We start from the raw sequence: 15541 nt of genomic DNA on the forward strand, positions 1-15541 counted from the left end.
GCCGATATGATCAAAGCCGTCAAGGTCGCGCAAGGTGGCGCGTATAGCCATCCGATTCAAGGGATTGGGGTGCTGTTCCCCACGATTTACATCCCGATTTTGCCCCCGTCCCGGCGGCGAAGCCGGGACGATCAATGGCAGCTCGGAATGGCTCTAGGGGTTTATTCCTGAAGCTGCCGCTTCAAGGATTCGACCTCTTCGGACAGCGCCGTATCCTTGCTGACCAGTGCCTCGATTTTGCGCACCGCGTGCAGCACGGTGGTGTGGTCGCGTCCGCCGAAGCGGCGGCCGATCTCCGGCAGCGAGCGCAGGGTCAGCGTCTTGGCGAGGTACATCGCGACCTGCCGTGGCCGGACCACGTTGGCGGTACGGCGCGAGGACAGGAGGTCGGAGCGGCTGACATTATATTGCCGCGCCACCACGCGCTGGATGTCCTCGATCTTGATGCGCTTGGGCTCCTGCGGCCGGATCAGGTCGCGCACCTCGCGCTCGGCCATCTCCAGCGTCACCGGCTGGTTGTTCAGCTTCGAGTGAGCAAGCAGCCGGTTGATCGAACCCTCGAGGTCCCTGCCGTTATGGGTGATGCTGCGCGCCAGATAGTTCAGCACCTCCTCGGGCACGTCGAAGCTTGCATGATGGGCACGGGCGGCTGCGACGCGCGACTTGAGAATGCCAAGCCGCAAATCCTCCCCGAGCGATCCCATCTCGACCACGAGGCCGCCGGCAAGCCGCGAGCGGACGCGATCGTCCAGGCTCTCGAGATCCGACGGCGGGCGGTCGGCGGCGATCACGACCTGGCGGCCGGCATCGATCAGCGCATTCAGCGTGTGGCAGAACTCGGCCTGCGTCGACTTGCCCTGGAGGAACTGGAGGTCGTCGATGACGAGCACGTCGATGCCGCGCAGCGCTTCCTTGAAGGCGAGCGCAGTCTGCGTCTTCAGCGCGGCGACGAAGCCGTACATGAATTTTTCCGCGGTGAGATAGAGCACCTTGCGCTCGCTGCCGGAATTGCCGGCCCAGGTCACTGCCTGGAGCAGATGCGTCTTGCCGAGGCCAACGCCGGCATGGATGTAGAGCGGGTTGAACATCACGGGATCGCCGCGGCGTCCTTCCGCGACCTGGCGTGCCGCCGCATGCGCCAGCGTATTGGCGCGGCCGACGACGAAGCTTGCAAAGGTCAGGCGCGGATCGAGCGGCGAGCCGCCGAGCGCGTCATGGCTGGCGGAGACCGGCGCGATCGCGGTGGCGCGCAGCTCGGCCGAGGGACGGCCGTCCATGCGCTTGGCCTCGATCGGCGCTGGCGCTTCCTTGAGCGCAATGGTCGGGCGCACAGCGGTGCGCACGGTGAGGTCGATACGATGCACTTCCGGCATCTCGGCCTGCCAGCAGGAGAGCACGCGCTCGGCATAGTGGGCTTGAATCCAGCTTTTCAGGAAGCGCGTAGGGACCGACAGCCGCACGCTCTCGTCCTGCACCCCTTCGAGATCCATGCGCGCAAACCAGCTCGTGTAGACGTCCTCACCAACGCTTGAGCGCAGTCGCCCCTTCACGCGTGACCAGCGATCCTGTTCCGATGTCATCGTTTGTAACTTTTCTTTGGAGATAAGGTGTTGCGTTGCGAGTGCCGTTGCAGGTTTCCTGCCACGGCACGACCTCAAGCGAGGCCATCCTGAAGGCAAAGGTCATCCGTTCGGCGCGAACGCCGCGAGGCAGACCAGTGATGTCAAGAATGGAGGGTTCGCGAGGTCAGCGCGTACTCAGCGCGGAAGGACTCGCCGGAGGCTGGTCGGACGACGAATTCGAAACGGCATCGTTGGATGATGATGTGTGATTCAATACCGCGTTACGTTCGTTCGACATGGTGCCTCCCCGTCCTGCCGTGATTGCGCACGGCAAGGTCCTGCGTGTCGCCTATGAACTTCGTGCAGGAACTCCACATTCCCAACGCGAAGTCCGCCCGTCGTTCCTAACTCGTCCGGGTGGCGCTGCCTTTGCGCTTGTCGGGTCGCCCGTTGCCGTCTCTCCGTCGCGCCTGAACGCAAACGAGACACGAATGCCCCGCTTGGAGAAATTTGCACAAAGCACCACCGTTCCCATATTGCTATGGGTTTCAAACCGACAATCGCTTGGTAAAGCGTCGCCCACGTGCACACCGCCGCCGATTTGCACGCTCGCCCCGTTTCCAAAACCGCGCTGGTCTCAAGATCGTGGGCGCTGCGGACGGCTTTAAGAAATACACGATGCGGGGAGACTCGCAACGGAATTGATTCACAGTTGAGGAGCTTAAATCCTGATCTGCGTTAACGTGCGCGCAGAGTTGTTCACAGGGTCGAGAACCAAGTTTTTGAATCGCCGTGCAGAATCGAAGGCAATGCGCGTCATGTGACAATTCTCCGACGGCGCGCAAAAAAAATTTACAAAAGCGTCACGCGAGTGCCGTGCGAGCCAATTTTCCAAATGCTTCCCGTCACTATGTGGATAAGTGATTATCGAGACATCGTTTTTCGAGTCTCGTTTTGCAGGGTAACCCTGTCGTCGCACGGCTCCCCTGGAAACTACGGTGGGCAAAATAATGGCGAGGCAGGAAGCCGTTCTGCTGTGTCCACACAAGCTTTTCGCAACTGCGATGAAAGTTTCCAGTGTGACAGAATCGCCGGCAGGTAAAATTACGGGAGGTAAAATAGCGCCGAAGAATTTTTCCAGAAGCTTCGATCAAAGTGCCTTCATCTGCCAGCAAGCTCCTGTCACAGAGCTCGGATCAAGAGCTCCGATCGCGGAGCGCCGAGCCAGACGCGCCTGCTGAGGCGCATCGCTCGCCGCCGCGCGCAGCAACAAAACGAAAAAGCCCGGCGCGTGCCGGGCTTCATCCGCGTTATGCGATATGCGGTCAGATCACTTGCCGAGCTTGGCGATCTGATGCGTCAGCCGCGACACTTTGCGGCTCGCGTTGTTCTTGTGAATGATGTTGCGCTGCGCGGCACGCATCAAGGCGGGCTCGGCGTTCGCCAGCGCCTTCAGCGCAGCGGTGCGATCGCCGGACTTGATCGCCTCTTCGACGGTACGGACTGCGCCGCGCATCTGGGTGCGACGCGACTTGTTGACGGCGGTACGACGGGCAATCTTGCGCGTCGCCTTCTTGGCGGAAGTGGTGTTGGCCATAGTCTCAAAAATCCTCTGCGGTGACCGGTCGCTTCTTGCTCGGATTAGCGCCGGCTGCTTGAACCGCGAAATCGACGCTCGGTTTTAGGGTGTTCGATTGCTAAGGCTGTTCTTTAGAACCCGCGCGCCAGCCTTACGGCTATCGCCTTATACGGTGGCCTCACTCGGCTCAAAGAACAGCGGCGGCGGGATTGCGCCCGCCGCCAGTTGGCGCCCTTATAGAGGGGGTCTACGGCACCGTCAACGGCTTCGGGGGCCGGAAAGGCTCCCCTCCCAACGCGGGAACTTCCGTAACGTACTGACGAGGTTGAATTTCCGCTCTCGCCCCGGTATTGGCTTGCGGCGTTTCGCTTCGTCCCGGCCGGACGGGCCTATTTAGGGTGATGCATGATCCGCGGCTTTTTCCGACTGATCGGCCTGTTGCTGCTGGCTGGCGGCTTCATCTTCATGGTCTATGACGGCGCCCGCTGGGTGGCGGACCAGACCCTGCGGTTCACCCGGTTCGGCCAGTTCTGGAACGATATCCATCAGTCCAGCCAGCAGGCGTTCCGGACCTGGGTCGAGGCCAAGGCCCCCTGGCTCTGGACCTCGGTGATCCGGCTGATCCTGGACCAGCCGGTTTTCGCCGTGCTCGGCATTCTCGGCATCCTCCTGATGATCCTGTTCCGGCCGCGGAAGCCCCTGATCGGCTATTCGCGGGACTGACGACCCCGGAAAGGCGGCGACGTAACAGGGCTGCCTCTCCAGGCGTAATTGCCTATATTCAACTGGTATCGCGAGCACGCCGCCTCAGGCGCCCCTGCTTGGGCGACGGACAACTCGTTTCGGAGATCCGACCATGCTGTTCATGCGCAAGACCACTGCACTCCCGAGCGCAGCCGAGGCGCTGCCGGGCCGTGCGCAGCCTTTACCCACCGCCACCACCCATTTCGTCAACGGCCAGAAGCTCAAGCCGCCTTACCCCGCGGGTCTCGAGCAGGCCGTGTTCGGGCTCGGCTGCTTCTGGGGTGCCGAGCGCAAATTCTGGGAGCTTGGCGAGGGCGTCTACGTCACCGCGGTCGGTTATGCCGGCGGCCATACGCCCAATCCCACCTATGAAGAGGTCTGCTCGGGCCGCACCGGCCACACCGAGGTGGTGCTGGTCGTGTACGATCCGAAGAAGATCTCCTACGAGCGGCTCTTGAAGGCGTTCTGGGAGAACCACAACCCAACGCAGGGCATGCGTCAGGGCAATGACGTCGGCACGCAATATCGAAGCGCGATCTACACCTATGGCGATGCGCAGAAGAAGGCGGCCGACGAGTCCAGGGCGCTCTATCAGAAGGCACTCGCAGCCAAGGGACTCAGCGCCATCACCACCGAGATCGCGCCCGCCGGCGAGTTCTATTTCGCCGAGGACTACCACCAGCAATACCTCGCCAAGAATCCAGCCGGCTATTGCGGCTTGGGTGGCACCGGCGTCTCCTGCCCGATCGGCGTCGGTGTGAGCGCGTGATCCACACCGTCATTCCGGGGCGATGCGTAAGCATCGAACCCGGAATCTCGCGCCACAACTTCTGGATTCCGGGTTCGCGCTTTGCGCGCCCCGGAATGACAGCGTGACGCACGCCGGTAATCTGCCCTCAACGCTTTATTAACCATGACGGGTGCAAGACTGGAGCCATCTCGGTTCTAGGGATGGCTCCAGTGCGGGTTGCGCGCGCGTTTCGATTGTCGATCTTGGCAGCGTCCGCCGCGCTTGCCCTTGGCGGCTGCATGCAAACCGTCGGTCCCGTCGCCGTCGCGCAGCCGCGCAGCGATCTCGATTACATGGCCTACGGTCAACCCGCCGGGCCGCAGCCGGTCGCCGTCGTCGACAATTCCGGTGGCGGTGCCATCAGCGCGCTTCGCAATTCCTTTGCCGCAGCTCCCGCGCCCGAAGCGGCCGGCTATGCCGCGCCGATGCCTGCGCCGATGCGGGTGCGCTATGACGCATCCTATCATCTCGATGCCGGCGACAAGCTGCGCGTCGTGATCTACGGCCAGGAAGGTCTCACCAACACCTACGCGATCGATGCCGGCGGCGCGATCACCATGCCGCTGATCGGTGCGGTGCCGGCGCGCGGCCGCACCACGGCCGGGCTCGCCTCCGAAATCGCCGCGCGCCTGCGCAACGGCTACATCCGGGAACCGTCAGTGGCGGTTGAGATCGAATCCTATCGTCCCTTCTTCATCTTGGGCGAAGTGGCTGCGCCCGGCCAATATCCCTATGTGCCGAACATGACGGTCGAGAGCGCGGTCGCGATCGCCGGCGGCTTCTCGCCGCGCGCCAAGCGCGACGTGGTCACCGTGACCCGCAGCGATGCCGGTGGCGCGATGCGTGCCGTGGTGCCGCTCGGCACCGCCGTCGGCCCCGGCGACACCGTCTACGTCGGCGAGCGCTGGTTCTAAATCTCTCCTCATCGTCATTCCGGGGCGCGCGAGGCGCGAGCCCGGAATCCATCTTGCCGCCGACTCCAGGCGCGATGGATTCCGGCCTGCGCCTGTCGGCGCATCCCCATTGCGCAATGGGGATGACATGCTGAGAGAGCCGTGACGATCCGCGCTGAAGACGTCCGTTCATCAGGGTTGACTGGACGCCATAGCTGCGGGGACGAAGCAACGCGATTGACCCCACACGGAAAATCCTGTCACGCCTAAAAGACAAGAAGGACCTGACACAGTATTCTAAGGTCGCCGGAACTGTGGGGATGCCGATGTTTGATGAGCTCCGAACGCTCGAGCAAATTGATGGGCAGAATTGGGGGGACCCGGAGACGGCTCCGACAGGTATGGTGGCGAGGTGCTTGCGGTTGCGTCGAACGCCGTTGAAGGATTTCACCTCGGGCGATCTGCGTATGCTGGTCAGTCAGAAGATCGGGCTATCAATACTCGTTCCAAAAGCACTTCAGCTGGTTTCAAATGAGCCGCTGTTGGAAACGGAATTTTTCCCCGGTGACCTCCTAAGCGCCTTGTTGCGTGTTGACAAAGCATATTGGTCTGACAACTCAGTCGAATTGGAACGGCTCGCGTTGATTGCTCGGGCTGTCGTGCCCCGCGGCGGTAAGATTGCCGATGAGTGCCAAGCGTTCTTGTCAGCCTGATGCAACCGGGAAGTGCCGAATTGGGCTGCGGAGTGCGGGAGGCAGTGCTAGTTCTATTCGCCGCAATCTTCCGCAGCATCCGTTCCTAGTTCAACTGAGCGAGGTTCTCATGGGCAGGCGAATTCTGTGTTTTGGCGACTCTCTCACCTGGGGGTGGATTGCTGTTCGCGAGGGAGCGCCAACGACGAGATTTCCTTATCCAGAGCGGTGGACGGGGATCATGGCCTCCAAGCTTGGGTCGGATTACGAAATCGTGGAGGAAGGTCTGAGTGCGCGAACGACGGCGATCGATGATCCGGTTGATCCGCGCCTGAACGGATCCCTCTATCTGCCCTCCGCTCTGGCAAGTCACCTTCCGCTGGACCTCGTGATCATCATGCTCGGAACGAACGATGCGAAGAGTTACTATCATCGCACGGCCTATGAGATTGCGGTCGGCATGTCGAAGCTGGTCGGCCAGGTGCTCACTTCGACTGGTGGCGTTGGCACGGTTTACGGGGCCCCGCAGGTGCTCGTCGTGGCGCCGCCTCCACTTGCGCCCGTAGCCGATCCCTGGCTCCAGGGAATGTTTGAGGGTGGCCGCGAGAAGACGGCAGAGCTTGCGACACAGTTCAGGTCCCTGGCCAACTTCATGAAGGTCGAGTTCTTCGACGCCGGAAGCGTGATCTCGACCGGCGGTCTGGATGGAATCCATTTCTCCGGGCAAAACAATGCGGATCTCGGCAACGCTCTGGCTGACAAAGTTCTAGAGATCTTTTCACGCACAGCACAGTGAATGTCGGTAGTGAAGCTTGCGCCGGTCATGGCTCGCGCTTCACCGCCTGAAATCGAGTCGCCCGTTCGGAAAGCATCCGTCGATGCGCGCCGCGTCGACCACGAGTCCTACCCAGGGACGCGTGATGCCGGGGTCCGTCAAGTTGATGTATTTTCCGATCAGGCGATGTGCACCGTCGCGCGCGGAATCGATGAGCCCGTGCCTTCGGCCATCGTCCCAGTCGAAGCGCAGATAGATCCGATTCCCTGCGACCCGGAGCTCGGCCCGGCCCTGTTTCCACTTGCCCGGCGCATCGCCCGGAATGGTCGGATCGGCACCGCCGTTCCAGCGGCTCGCCCAGGCGCCGTCGAGAGGATCAGATGGTGCAGGGATCGAAGCCCATTGTGCCGCGTTGCTGTCGTCCGCCTCGCCCGCGAGCATCACGGTTGCGGCATAATCCGTGACCTCCCGATCGGCCGCGTCGGGTACGTCCATCGTGCCAAACGGATTGCGGATGATGCGGGCTGTGGCTTGCTGCGGCATGAGCAACCTCTCGGCTTGCGACAACGTGATGCTGCAAGCCTTATAGCCGCGGCCCGCGCCGCGCCCACCCGATTTCCGTCGAGGCGGGCGCGGCATGCTGCTCACGCCTTCAGTTGGGTTTTCGCGAAGGCGGCGGCTTCATGGATCGAGGCCATGCCCTCGTCGAGCATCGGCGCGAAGAGCTGCCAGGAATGGCACATGCCTTCCCAGACCTTCAGGTCGGTCTTCACGCCGGCCTTGCGCAGCCTTTCAGCGATCCGGACGCTGTCGTCGCGCAGCAATTCCCAAGAGCCGACATGAATGAGGGTCGGGGGCAGTTTCGACAGGTCGCTGTCGAACGGCGTCACCAGCGGTGATTTCGGATCACCCTGTCCGACATAGACATTGGTGAACAGCGCCATCAGTTGCGGCGTGAGCAGCGGCGCATCCGCGATCGTGCGATAGGATTCGCTCTCGCCGGTGAAGTCGAGCGCTGGCGACATCAGCACCAGCGCGCCCGGTTGCGGCAGACCTGCCTCGCGTGCCCGCACCGCGATCGCCAGCGCAAGATTGCCGCCGGCGGAATCCCCGGTCAGGGCGATTGCCGACGGCGCATAGCCGCGATCCAGCGCCCATCTGTAGACGGCGAATGCGTCGTCATGCGCCGTCGGCGCAGGATGTTCCGGCGCCAGCCGATAATCGGCGGCGAGAACCGTCATGCCCGAGAGGCGCGCAAGATTTGCAGCCACGACCCGATGCGAGCGCGACGAGCCGAAGAAGAAGGCTCCGCCATGGAAGTAGATGATCAGGCGCTTTTCGTCTGCGCCGGCATAGCGGATCAGGTCGCCGCCAACAGGGCCCGCCGCGACGCGTTCGATCGCGATCCCGTCGGGAATGGGCGTTGGTGCATTGATGGCTTCGAACCAGGCGCGCATTTCGGCCGGGCCGGCATTCGCGGGCGGCGGGAATTGGGCGCTGATCTCGAGGATGGCCGAGAGTTGTTCGCTGGACATGGTTCCTCCTGAATGATGCCTAGCTCATCCGCACGATCGGCTTGATGACTTCGCCGGTTTCCGAGGCGTGGATCGCCTTGTTGATCTCGTCGAGCGCGTAAAACTTCACGAGCTTGTCGAACGGGAAGCGCCCCTGTCGATAAAGGTCGATCAGCATCGGGATGAACGTGTCCGGGTTCGACTCGCCTTCGACGATGCCGATGAGCCGGCGCCCGCCGCTCATGAAGTGGGTCTCGTTGAGAACGATTTCGGCGTCCGGCCCGGAGGCGCCCAGGATGCCGCATGCGCCGCGTGGACCGAGGCTCTCGACGGCGCTGCGGATCACGGCTGGAAGGCCGGTCGTGTCGAGCGCGAAGTTCAGCCCGCTGCCAGTGATCCGCATGATCTCCTCGACCGGATTGACCTTGGTCGGATCGATCGTGTGGGTGGCGCCAAGCGCCGTGGCGACACTGAGCCGTGACGGCTTGGTGTCGACGGCGATGATGGTCGTCGCGCCGACCACGACCGCAGCCATCAGGGCGGACAGTCCCACCGAGCCGGCGCCGAATACGGCGAAGGATTTTCCGGGCGAGACCCGCAACGCGTTCAGGACAGCGCCTGCCCCGGTCTGAACGCCGCAGGCGAGCGGGCCGAGCAGATCGAGCGGCACATCGTTCGGGACCTTCACTACATTGGCCTCGTGGCACAGCGCGTGGCTCGCGAAAGACGACTGGCCGAAGAAGTTGCCGTTGATGCGCTCGCCGTCCCTGGAAAGGCCGCTGCTGCCGTCGACACGTGCGGCGAAGAAGTTGCACGGGAAGAATTCATGGCAATAGGTGGTCGCGTGATCGCGGCAGCTCGGGCAGGCACCGCAGGAATTGAACGTCATCACGACATGATCGCCCGGCTTCACCTTGGTGATCGCGGCCCCGACGGCTTCGACGACGCCGGCGCCTTCGTGGCCGAGCACGACCGGTAGCGGCGTTGGCAGCATCCCGTCGCGCACGACGAGGTCGGTGTGGCAGACGCCGGTGGCGGCGACCTTCACGAGGATTTCATCGGCACGCGGGCTTTCGAGGTCGATGTTCTCGAGGCTGAGCGGCGCGCCCTTTTCGCGGACGATGGCGGCACGGATTTTCATTGTGGGGTCTCCGGTCACGAATTTCGGTTGCTGCGGTAGGAGATGGACTCGTCATCTCGTCCGGCGCGTCATGCGCCGGACGCCCTGATGAAGGTCAGAACGGGTAGGGCGTTGCTTGCGGCTTCTCGGAGATCCACATCCACTGTGTGAACTCTTCCCAGATCGCGGGGCCGGAGATGCGGCTGCCATTGCCGGAACGGCCGCGGCCGCCGAAGGGGGCGAACGGGCCGCCATTCACGGTCTGGTCGTTGATGTGGAGCTGGCCCACATTCAACCGCTCGCCGACGGCGCGTGCGCGCGCCACCGAGCCTGAGATGACCCCCGCAGCCAATCCATATTCGGAGCAATTGGCGAGCGTGACCGCGTCGTTGTCGGTCTCGAAAGCGACGAGGCAAGCCACGGGCCCGAAGATCTCCTCCTCGAAGGCGAGCATGCCGGGCTTCACGTCGGCCAGCACGGTCGCCTGATAGTAGCGGCCGTCATGGCTGCCACCGGCGAGCAGCCGCGCGCCCTTGGCCACCGCATCGTCGACGATCGACTGGATCTTTGCGACCTGCGCGTCGCTGATGATCGGTCCGAGCGCGACGCGGCCCGATGACGGATCGCCGGCCGGCAGATGGCGCGCCTTTTCGGCAATCCGGTTCGCCAGGCCTTCGGCGATGCGCTTTTGCGCCAGCACGAGGCCGGTCGACATGCAGATCTGGCCCTGGTGCAGGAATGCGCCCCAGGCGGCGTTGGAGGCCGCGACGTTGAGATCGGCATCGTCCAGCACGATCAGCGAATTCTTGCCGCCGAGCTCGAGCTGCACTTTCTTCAGATGCCGGCCGGCGACTTCGCCGACCTTGCTGCCGCCGGCGGCCGAGCCGGTGAACGAGATCATTGCGATGTTTTGATCGGCGCACATGGCTTCACCCGCGGCCGCGCCACCCGGCACGACCTGAAGCACGCTCTTCGGCAGGCCCGCTTCCTCGAAAATGCGCGCGATGATGATGCCGCCCGACACAGCCGTGCGTGGATCGGGCTTATGCACCACGGCATTGCCGACCGCGAGCGCGGCGGCGACGGCGCGGATCGACAGCACCAACGGGAAGTTGAACGGCGAGATCACGCCGACCACGCCATGCGGAACGCGCTTGGCGATGTTCGAGCGGCCCGCTTCCATCGACGGCAGCAGGAGTCCGTTGGGTTCGAGCGCGACAGCCGCTGCGTGACGTACGAAGCCTGCGCCATGTTCGATCTCGATTGCAGCCTTGGGCTGGATCGATCCGCTCTCGCGCATGATCCAGCCGATCAGCTCCTCGCCGTTCGCCTCGAGCAGATCGGCCGCCTTGTTCAGGATTGCAGCGCGCTGCTGCGGAAGCATCGAAGCCCAGGCGGGCTGGGCGTGGCGCGCCTCGCGCGCAGCCTTCGCAATGTCGGTCGCATCCCCGATGCCGACCGAGCCGAGCGTGGCGCGCGTTGCAGGATCGCTGATGTCCATCGTGCCGCCGCCGGTCGCGACCCATTCCCCCAAAAATGCCTTGCCGCGCCAGCGCTCGACGGCGATGAAATCGTGAGCCTGCATGTTCATCGAACAAACCTCCCTTATGCCCGCATGGTGCGGCGCTTGTTGACTGCCCGCGGGGCGCGATCCGCGGGTGCAGGGAGGAGGCCAAGGCGCAAGGCCGGGTGCTGATGATCGCGATGGATCACCGGCTCGATCGCACGGGAATTCATGCTCCCGCATCTTGTCGTGGAGACCGTGGATGGGCCCCTTGCTTCGCTTCCTCCCGCGAATGGGCAGGTAATTAGCAAGGCCGGTGCCAGCCGCAGCGGGGCGGATGCGCCGAGCGCCGGCCGGTCGAGATATGGAAGGCCCATCAATGGGATAGTAATTTACTTCAAGAGCCGGCGGGCCGCGGCGGGCAGGGTGACCGGGGCGGACACTTCCTGAAATGGAGAAGTTTCTCTAAGCTTGATTTTATCATTTAATGAAATTCGGGGGGCCTCGTGTCGGAGAAGGAATCGTTGGTCTCGCTGGCCGAGGCATCGCGCCGCGCGAAGGGGATCCTCAAGCGCGGGGCCAGCAGCCAGATCGAAACCGGCGCGCCGCCGACCTTCGACGATCTTGCGGAGTCCCTGCATTTCGCGCTCGGCGATGGCCGCATCTGGCTCAACGACCAGCGCATGATCCTGATGCAATCGCAGGTGCTCGGGCGCTTGCGCGCCGAGATCATCGACGCCTTCGGGATGGAAACCGCCAAGGCGATCTTCATGCGGGTGGGCTACATGCAGGGCGCGCGTGACGCCGCGCTGATCCAGAAACGCTTTCCGAACGAAGACCTGACCCACGCGCTGGCTGCGGGACCGCGTGTCCACACGCCGGAGGGTTTCGTCAAGGTCACGACGCGGCACTTCGAGTTTGATCGCGACAGGGGCACCTATTTCGGTGAGTTCTACTGGGACGATTCGTCGGAAGCGGCCGAGCATGTCGCCAGCTATGGTCTCGCCACCGAGCCGGTGTGCTGGCTCCAGGCTGGCTATCCCTCGGGCTACACCACAAAACTGTTCGGCAGGCCGGTGATCTTTCGCGAGATTGAGTGCGCAGGCATGGGGGCGCCGCGCTGTGTCGTTATCGGTCAGCATGCCGACGCCTGGGGCGACAATGCTCCGGAGCGGCAATATTTCGGTTTGGAATGGAAGAGCCGCCCTCTTTATGCCGCGGCCGTTTCTGTTGCCGAACAGGAGGCTCCTGCCGAGGTCGACGCCAAAGGCGATGTTGCGGTCGGCGTTTCGGCAGCCTTCGTTCGCACGCGGCGTCAGCTCGAGCGTGTCGCTGCCACCGATGCAACCGTGCTGTTTGTCGGCGAGTCCGGTGTTGGCAAGGAGCTGTTCTCAGGCCAGTTGCATGCGATGAGCCGGCGCAGCGCGGGCCCGTTCGTCGCGATCAACTGCGCCGCGATTCCGGAGCAGCTTGTCGAGTCCGAGCTGTTTGGAGTCGAGAAGGGCGCCTATACCGGCGCGATCGCGTCACGCGCAGGTTACTTCGAGCGCGCTTCGGGCGGCACGCTATTCCTCGACGAGATCGCCTCGCTGACTTATTCGGCGCAGGGCAAGGTGTTGCGCGCGCTCCAGGAGCGGAAGATCGAGCGCGTCGGTGGCACAAAGACCATCTCTCTCGATGTCCGGGTGGCTGCGGCATCCAACGTCGATCTCAGCGCGGAGGTGACCGCCGGACGCTTCCGACAGGACCTCTATTTCCGTCTCTGCGTTTTTCCGATCGCGATCCCACCGCTGCGCGAGCGACGCGACGACATTCCGCTGCTGATGGCGCACTTCCTCGGCGTCTACTGTGCGCGGCACGGCCGTCGCCTCACCGGCTTTAGCCGTCGTGCGACCGACGCGCTGCTCAAATATAACTATCCCGGCAACATCCGCGAATTGCAGAATTTGATCGAGCGTGGCGTCGTTTATGCTGATGATGGCGGCATGATCGATGTGGCCCATCTGTTCAGCGGTTCTGAGCTCCTGCCGCCCTTCTCGATCCAGCTTACCAGCGAGGGACGGCTTGGACGGATGCCGCTTCAGGCAGACGGCATTGAGCCGGTGGACGCGCTGGCTGCGCCGTCGTCCCAACATGGAGCATCGTTTGCGGATGTGGAGCGCGCCACCTATGAGGCGGCCCTTGCGCGCGCCGGCGGCAACGTCTCGGCCGCCGCGCGTGCTCTGAGGATCAGCCGGGCGCAGCTCGACTACCGGCTGCGGAGGCTTGGCGTGCGGCCCTAGCCGGATCGAGAAGATGCCTTCGTCATTTCAAATGCGTCGCAAAGAACGCCGTGCTGCGCGGCCAGGCGATGTCGGCGCTGGCCTTGTCGTAGCTCGGCCGTTCGTCGCAGTTGAAGCCGTGCTGAGCGCTCGCGTAGATGAAGACCTCGACGTCTGCCCGCTTGCCCTTGATGGTCTCGACGTCGGTCAGGGGAATGCCGGCGTCTTTCTCGCCGAAATGCAGCTGTGTCGGTACGTTCGGCTTCTCATCGGCAAAGCGCACGATGGCGCCGCCATAATAGCCGATCGCGGCCGAGAGGCCGGAGAGCCGCGCCGCTGCGACATAGGCGATGCTGCCGCCTAAGCAGAATCCGATGATGCCGACCGGGCCGGCGCTCTTCACCGCTTCGATCGCGGCTTGCGTATCGCGCAGCATCGCCGCCCAGTCGGGATTGGCGACGAATTTGCGCGCCTCGGCGATCTCGTCGGGCGAATAGCCCGATTGGAAATTGGGCGAGGTGCGATCGAAGATTGACGGCGCGATTGCGACATAGCCTTCCTTGGCGAGCCGGTCGCAGACCGAGCGGATGTGATGATTGACCCCAAAGATCTCCTGGATCACCACCACCGCGCCTTTCGGCGCGCCAGTGGGGTCGGCACGATACGCACCGAGCTGGAAATTGTCGGAGGCCGTCAGCCTGATGTCCTGTCCCACGAGGTTGTCCTTCGTTGTTGGTTGTTGAGTGAGTTGTTGGTTCCGAGATTTCGCTCTCTCCCCTCATCCTGAGGAGCGCGCTCTTGTGCGCGTCTCGAAGGATGGAGGCCGAGCGGCAGCAGCGGGGCCTTCATCCTTCGAGACGCTTGCTTTGCAAGCTCCTCAGGATGAGGGGAGGGCTCTGTTGCGTCCTACTCCCACATCCAGTTCTCGCCGTAGTCCTCCTTCCAGCCTGCGAGGCGACCATGGCGGAATTGCAGGAACAGGCGGTGACGGTAGGGGATGAGCCGGCTGCCGCCGAGATTGCGCAAGGCGAGGTAGATCTCGTTGCCGGGGCGTCCGCGAACATATTGCAGCGGCTGGCCCAACGCTTGCGCCGCCTGGGCGGCATCCATCCCGAAGGCCAACGGTGCGGTGTTCGACAATGTCGTGACGAAGGGTTGGCGCGGCGGCACCCATTGCTCGGCTTGGGCCGCGGCCGTCATCATGCCCAGCACTATCGCGACAGTTGTCACCATCGTCGGCTTCATCATTCAGATCCCTTCGCGGCCCGCCTCGTGCGGCAGATTTTTCAGGAAGGGGACCACCGCGTCAACAAAAGCCTGCGGCTGATCGATGTTGACGGCATGCCCGGCCGAAGGGATCACGACCTTGTGTGCGCCGGGGATTTTGGCCGCCATGTAGTCGGACGCGGCGAGGAACGGCGTGTCGTCGGCGCCGGCCACGATCAGCGACGGCACCTTGATGTCGGGCAAGAGCTCCATCACCTTCGCGTCGCGCTGGGTCAGCATGCCGCGCGCGGCGAGCGCAAGCCCCTTGGCGTTGCGGTGGCTGGCGGTCGCGCGTTCGCGGGTCGCCGATTGCAGCACGTCGAGACCCTCGCGGTCGAGCTTGTCGGCTGTGGCGCGTGCGCGCGCGTTCCAGGCCTCGCGCGCATCGTCCTTCCTGAAGCCCGGACCGGTGTCGATGATCAAGAGCGCGCGCACGCGCTTCTGATGTGCGCGATAGAAGGCGAGCGACATGTAACCGCCGAGCGACAGCCCGCCGATGATGGCGCGCTGCGCGCCGATCGCGTCGAGGATTGCGGCCATGTCGCCGACGGTCAGCGCTTCGCTATAGGCATTGGGGTCGTCGGGATAGTCCGACTGGCCATGACCGCGCATGTCCCACAGCACGAGCGTGGTGTGCCTGGCGAGTGCATCGATCTGCCCGTGCCACATCGCGGAGGTCGAGGAATAGCCGTGGGTCAGGAGCAGCGGCGGCCCACTACCGTGGACTTCGTAGTGGATCGCAACTCCGTCTCGATCGATCTGTGGCATCGCGCTCAGCCGTGTTCGTTTGTCATTTTGTAGGCGGGTTAGCGCAGCGTACCCCAGCGCTTTTGTCGCCGCA

15 protein-coding genes are annotated in these 15541 nt (G+C 63.5%); 6 read left to right on the top strand and 9 right to left on the bottom strand.

The window, feature by feature from the left end; genetic code table 11:
• Window positions 1-161: 161 nt before the first annotated feature.
• Together dnaA and rpsT are read right to left on the bottom strand one after the other, a co-directional pair.
• Window positions 162-1580 (bottom strand): chromosomal replication initiator protein DnaA, encoded by a 1419-nt coding sequence (gene dnaA, locus Q3C01_RS26535; protein ID WP_458148242.1) that lies wholly within the window; start codon window positions 1578-1580, stop codon window positions 162-164.
• 1312 nt (window positions 1581-2892) lie between these two features.
• Entirely contained in the window at window positions 2893-3159 is a 267-nt protein-coding gene (gene rpsT / locus Q3C01_RS26540) for a 30S ribosomal protein S20 (RefSeq protein WP_458148243.1), read from the bottom strand.
• 387 nt (window positions 3160-3546) lie between these two features.
• On the opposite strand from rpsT, the gene Q3C01_RS26545 reads away from it, so the two are divergent.
• The 5 genes from Q3C01_RS26545 to Q3C01_RS26565 all read left to right on the top strand — a co-directional run bounded on the left by Q3C01_RS26545 (window position 3547) and on the right by Q3C01_RS26565 (window position 7056).
• A complete protein-coding gene (locus tag Q3C01_RS26545; RefSeq protein WP_458148244.1) occupies window positions 3547-3864 on the top strand; it encodes a hypothetical protein in 318 nt (105 codons plus the stop codon).
• Between the two features lie 133 nt (window positions 3865-3997).
• A complete protein-coding gene (gene msrA, locus Q3C01_RS26550; RefSeq protein WP_458148245.1) occupies window positions 3998-4654 on the top strand; it encodes a peptide-methionine (S)-S-oxide reductase MsrA in 657 nt (218 codons plus the stop codon).
• A gap of 182 nt (window positions 4655-4836) precedes the next feature.
• Window positions 4837-5589, top strand: coding sequence for a polysaccharide biosynthesis/export family protein (locus Q3C01_RS26555; protein WP_458148246.1), 753 nt, complete (start codon window positions 4837-4839; stop codon window positions 5587-5589).
• 305 nt (window positions 5590-5894) lie between these two features.
• Window positions 5895-6281: a contact-dependent growth inhibition system immunity protein gene (locus Q3C01_RS26560; RefSeq protein WP_458148247.1), complete on the top strand. Its 387-nt coding sequence runs from the start codon at window positions 5895-5897 to the stop codon at window positions 6279-6281.
• A 109-nt stretch (window positions 6282-6390) separates the two neighbouring features.
• Window positions 6391-7056, top strand: a complete 666-nt coding sequence (locus Q3C01_RS26565; RefSeq protein ID WP_458148283.1) for an SGNH/GDSL hydrolase family protein — start codon at window positions 6391-6393, stop codon at window positions 7054-7056.
• Between the two features lie 39 nt (window positions 7057-7095).
• On the opposite strand, the gene Q3C01_RS26570 is transcribed toward Q3C01_RS26565, so the two are convergent.
• From Q3C01_RS26570 to Q3C01_RS26585, 4 genes are all read right to left on the bottom strand, one after another.
• The gene (locus Q3C01_RS26570) at window positions 7096-7578 is read right to left on the bottom strand and encodes a hypothetical protein (RefSeq protein ID WP_458148248.1); all 483 of its coding nucleotides are present in this window, start codon (window positions 7576-7578) and stop codon (window positions 7096-7098) included.
• A gap of 101 nt (window positions 7579-7679) precedes the next feature.
• Complete coding sequence (locus Q3C01_RS26575; protein WP_458148249.1) at window positions 7680-8570, bottom strand: alpha/beta hydrolase; 891 nt, start codon at window positions 8568-8570, stop codon at window positions 7680-7682.
• Window positions 8571-8589: 19 nt separating this feature from the next.
• Complete coding sequence (locus Q3C01_RS26580) at window positions 8590-9690, bottom strand: NAD(P)-dependent alcohol dehydrogenase (RefSeq protein WP_458148250.1); 1101 nt, start codon at window positions 9688-9690, stop codon at window positions 8590-8592.
• 94 nt (window positions 9691-9784) lie between these two features.
• Entirely contained in the window at window positions 9785-11260 is a 1476-nt protein-coding gene (locus Q3C01_RS26585; RefSeq protein ID WP_458148251.1) for a benzaldehyde dehydrogenase, read from the bottom strand.
• A 419-nt stretch (window positions 11261-11679) separates the two neighbouring features.
• Between Q3C01_RS26585 and Q3C01_RS26590 the strand changes: the two genes are divergently transcribed.
• On the top strand, window positions 11680-13455 hold the full coding sequence (locus Q3C01_RS26590) for a sigma 54-interacting transcriptional regulator (RefSeq protein ID WP_458148252.1): 1776 nt from the start codon (window positions 11680-11682) through the stop codon (window positions 13453-13455).
• Window positions 13456-13477: 22 nt separating this feature from the next.
• Here Q3C01_RS26590 and Q3C01_RS26595 read toward each other — a convergent pair whose 3' ends face one another.
• The 3 genes from Q3C01_RS26595 to Q3C01_RS26605 form a co-directional block, all read right to left on the bottom strand.
• Window positions 13478-14149: a dienelactone hydrolase family protein gene (locus tag Q3C01_RS26595; protein ID WP_458148253.1), complete on the bottom strand. Its 672-nt coding sequence runs from the start codon at window positions 14147-14149 to the stop codon at window positions 13478-13480.
• Window positions 14150-14340: 191 nt separating this feature from the next.
• Complete coding sequence (locus Q3C01_RS26600; RefSeq protein ID WP_458148284.1) at window positions 14341-14679, bottom strand: hypothetical protein; 339 nt, start codon at window positions 14677-14679, stop codon at window positions 14341-14343.
• Window positions 14680-14682: 3 nt separating this feature from the next.
• Window positions 14683-15468 carry an alpha/beta fold hydrolase gene (locus Q3C01_RS26605; protein ID WP_458148254.1) on the bottom strand — a complete coding sequence of 262 codons (786 nt, stop codon included), beginning with the start codon at window positions 15466-15468 and terminating at the stop codon, window positions 14683-14685.
• Window positions 15469-15541 lie beyond the last annotated feature (73 nt).

It is taken from the genome of Bradyrhizobium sp. UFLA05-109 (assembly GCF_054185165.1).

Bases quoted from the DNA above. Each gene is read 5' to 3' on its own strand.
- Q3C01_RS26570 (WP_458148248.1), bottom strand. From the start codon at position 7,578: ATGCCGCAGCAAGCCACAGCCCGCATCATCCGCAATCCGTTTGGCACG.
- Q3C01_RS26565 (WP_458148283.1), top strand. From the start codon at position 6,391: ATGGGCAGGCGAATTCTGTGTTTTGGCGACTCTCTCACCTGGGGGTGG.
- Q3C01_RS26600 (WP_458148284.1), bottom strand. From the start codon at position 14,679: ATGAAGCCGACGATGGTGACAACTGTCGCGATAGTGCTGGGCATGATG.
- Q3C01_RS26545 (WP_458148244.1), top strand. From the start codon at position 3,547: ATGATCCGCGGCTTTTTCCGACTGATCGGCCTGTTGCTGCTGGCTGGC.
- Q3C01_RS26585 (WP_458148251.1), bottom strand. From the start codon at position 11,260: ATGAACATGCAGGCTCACGATTTCATCGCCGTCGAGCGCTGGCGCGGC.
- Q3C01_RS26575 (WP_458148249.1), bottom strand. From the start codon at position 8,570: ATGTCCAGCGAACAACTCTCGGCCATCCTCGAGATCAGCGCCCAATTC.
- dnaA (WP_458148242.1), bottom strand. From the start codon at position 1,580: ATGACATCGGAACAGGATCGCTGGTCACGCGTGAAGGGGCGACTGCGC.
- Q3C01_RS26560 (WP_458148247.1), top strand. From the start codon at position 5,895: ATGTTTGATGAGCTCCGAACGCTCGAGCAAATTGATGGGCAGAATTGG.
- Q3C01_RS26605 (WP_458148254.1), bottom strand. From the start codon at position 15,468: ATGCCACAGATCGATCGAGACGGAGTTGCGATCCACTACGAAGTCCAC.
- Q3C01_RS26580 (WP_458148250.1), bottom strand. From the start codon at position 9,690: ATGAAAATCCGTGCCGCCATCGTCCGCGAAAAGGGCGCGCCGCTCAGC.
- rpsT (WP_458148243.1), bottom strand. From the start codon at position 3,159: ATGGCCAACACCACTTCCGCCAAGAAGGCGACGCGCAAGATTGCCCGT.
- msrA (WP_458148245.1), top strand. From the start codon at position 3,998: ATGCTGTTCATGCGCAAGACCACTGCACTCCCGAGCGCAGCCGAGGCG.
- Q3C01_RS26555 (WP_458148246.1), top strand. From the start codon at position 4,837: ATGGCTCCAGTGCGGGTTGCGCGCGCGTTTCGATTGTCGATCTTGGCA.